The organism is Nocardia asiatica NBRC 100129 (assembly GCF_000308415.1).
Classification (GTDB): domain Bacteria; phylum Actinomycetota; class Actinomycetes; order Mycobacteriales; family Mycobacteriaceae; genus Nocardia; species Nocardia asiatica.
The window spans coordinates 1-3,120 of the sequence record NZ_BAFS01000374.1 but is presented as its reverse complement, the minus strand read 5'-3'; the positions used below and the strand labels follow the sequence as shown (position 1 = coordinate 3,120).

The following is a 3,120-nucleotide window of genomic DNA, read 5'->3' as shown; positions in this document are numbered from 1 at the left end:
TGTCCGGTCGCAGCGTCCTGGGCGGGGTCGTCGGTGAGGACCACCGCGACCCCGGCTCTCTCCAGGATGGTCCGACGGCGTTGCGGCGGCTGATCGCGCGCTACGGGCACATACGCGGCACCGGCGGCAAGAACGCCGTACAAAGCCGCGACCTGCGCCGCACCTCGCGCGGTGGACACACCGACAACATCGCCGGGGTTGACGCCGTGCTGGATGAGCAGCGCCGCGATCCGCAATGCGTGGTCGGCCAATTCGCCGAAACTGACAGTCCTTTCACCGTCGATGACCGCTACCCGATCCGGATCAGCGGCGGCGATGTCGAACATCGGAGTGTGCAAGAGCCCCCCGCCCGGAACATTCTCCGGCGATGGCCCGGCGGTGGCGTTCACTTCTGCACGGATCGCTCGCTGGCCAGGCGGCAGTTCCGGTGTCACCGGCTGTTCCCAGTCCACGTGGGCCAGTCGGCGCAGGTGTTCAAGGTAGGTGGTGAGCATGTCGTCGACCATCCCCTCGGGGAACAGCTCGTCCACCGAGTCCCAGCTGAGCAGCAACCCGTCAGGCAGCTCGATGACCTGGTGATCCAGCCACACCTGCGGAGTCTGAGTGCGTGTGTAATCCGGCCACCGCACCGAACGAGCCAGCTCGTCGTCCACCCCCAGCATCGAGGTGAACACCACCGGCACCGGATCAGCGGGCGCATCACTCTCACGCGCCAACTCCCGCAACACCCGCACCGCGGAAACCTGCTGATGGTCCAGATCACTCCACAGCTGCTGCTGCAACCGACGCACACGCCCCAGCCAGCTCTCCCCCACCGCAGGACGATCAGCCACCAGCAACAGCGAACTGAAATCCCCCACCACCCGCATGATCTCCGGGTGCACCTCACGCCGATCGAAACGAGTCAACGTCACAGTCAAATCCCGCTGCGCACTCCACCGACCCAACACCCACGTATACGCCGCCAGCAACACAACACTCGGCGTCACACCGAAACCCCGCGCACGCTCGACAATCACGCGCCAGACATCCGGCTCCAGCCGCACCTCCCGGCGGCGGAACCGCGGTCGCGCCACCGCGGCGGGAGACACTCGCAGGGGCAGCTGCGGCCCCGGTGGCAGTTCCGGTAGCCGCGCACGCCAGTACGACAACGCCTCCTGGACCTGCTCCCCCGACGGCGCACAGCTACTCACGTAATCGCGGAACTCGATCGCCATCGGTGCCAGCTCAACATCGGGCTCCGCGTACACCCGCAGCCACTCGGAGAGCAGGACCAGCGCACTCAGGCCATCGACGATCAAGCTGTCGAAAACCGCACAGACTCGGGCATTCTCACCGTCACGGACGACCCGCACGTCGAACAGCGGCCACACGGCGGCGTCGAGGGCCACGCCCGCCAGCTCCTCCCGCACCGCCGCGACCGCACCGTCGAGGTCACCGCCCGCCTCCACCACCGGAACGCGGAACTTCCCGACCTCCGGTAGCACCCGCTGCATGCCGTCCGCGCCGATCACCGCGCGCAGCATCGCGTGCCGGGCGATCAGCCGGTTCCAAGCCTGCTCCAGCCGGTCGACTTCCACACCGGGCCAGTCGTATTCGAAGTACAGCTGGGCGCCGATACCGCCGAGGTCGAAGTCCGCCGACCGGCCCAGCCAATAGGCGACCTGGATGTCGGTCAACGGGAAGGGCTCGAACAGGCGCTCGGGGTCGGGGCGGATGGCCGGTGCTCGCACCGCCGCGCCCGGCGTGAGGGTCGCGGCGAACGCGGCCAGGGTGGGTTCGGTGAACAATCGAGACAGGTCGGCGCCGGTCACGCCGTCGGCGCCGAGGCGCTGGATCAGGCGGGTGGCCAGCAGGCTGTCTCCGCCGAGGGTGAAGAAGTCGTCGTCCCGCCGGATCTGGTCGACGCCGAGCAGCGCGGCCCAGGCCTGCGCCACGATCTTTTCGAGCCGGCCGGTCGGCGCCGCGGAGCCGGGATCGGGCTCGCCGGGGCCGTCCGCGGTAGTGAGTGCGGCGTGCACCGCCGCCCGGTCGATCTTGCCGGTTCGGGTGATCGGGAGTCCGGCACGGCGAACGAACCGGCGGGGAATCATGTAGCCGGGGAGCCGCTCACCGAGCCAGGCGCGCAGCGCGGCGTCGTCGAGGTCGTCGAGGTCGTGGCCGACGACAACCGCGGCGAGGGCGCGGGCGGGATGCTCGAGCACCGCCGCGACCGCGGCGGTGATCCGGGGATGGCCGGCCAGCACGGCCTCGATCTCGCCCAGTTCGATTCGGTGCCCGCGGATCTTGACCTGATGATCGATGCGGCCGAGGAATTCGAGGATGCCGTCGGGCCGGTACCGCACCAGGTCGCCGGTGCGATACCAGCGCACGCCGTCCCGGTGCACGAACTTCTCCGCGGTGCGGGCCGCGTCCCCGCGGTAGCCGTGCGCCAGTCCGCTGCCCGTGACCCACAGCTCGCCGGGCGCCCACACCGGGCGATCCCGGCCTCGGCCGTCGACCACCCGGCAGCGGGCATGCGGGAGCGGAACCCCGTAGGGCACGCTCGCCCAGTCGGGGTCGACGGTGCCGACCTCACAGACGGTGGCGTGGATGGCGGCCTCGGTCATGCCGCCGAGCCCGGCGAAACGGCACCCGGGAACGAGCCGGCGCAGCCGATCGGGCAGATCGACACCGACCCGGTCGCCGCCGAGCATGACCACCCGCAGCGCGGTGCCCAGCCCGGATTCCGCGGCGGCGACCAGCAGCATGTCCAGCAGCGCGGGCACGGCGCTGACAACGGTCACCTCCCACCGGCGGATCAGCTCCGCCCAGGCGGCGGCGTCGCGGCGCTGCGCCTCCTCCACCACGACCGCCGAGCCGCCGCAGGCCAGGAACGCGAACATGTCGTAGGCCGAGAGGTCGAAGTCCAAGGCGGACAGCGTGATGGTCCGGTCGTGCGCGCCGATGCCGAAACAGCCGTTGACCGCGTCGACGGTGCCTGCGACCGCGCGGTGCGGGACCTCCACGCCCTTGGGCGCGCCGGTGGAACCGGAGGTGAAGATCACGTACATGACGTCCTCGGGATCGACCTCGACGATCCCGTCCAGAGGCTTCCCGGCGCGGGCCTGCTCCGGGAAG

1 protein-coding gene is annotated in these 3,120 nt (G+C 70.3%); it reads right to left on the bottom strand.

The window, feature by feature from the left end:
* The coding region (locus ON27_RS29580; protein ID WP_043734971.1) for an AMP-binding protein at nucleotides 1-3,120 on the bottom strand (3,120 nt) is incomplete at both ends.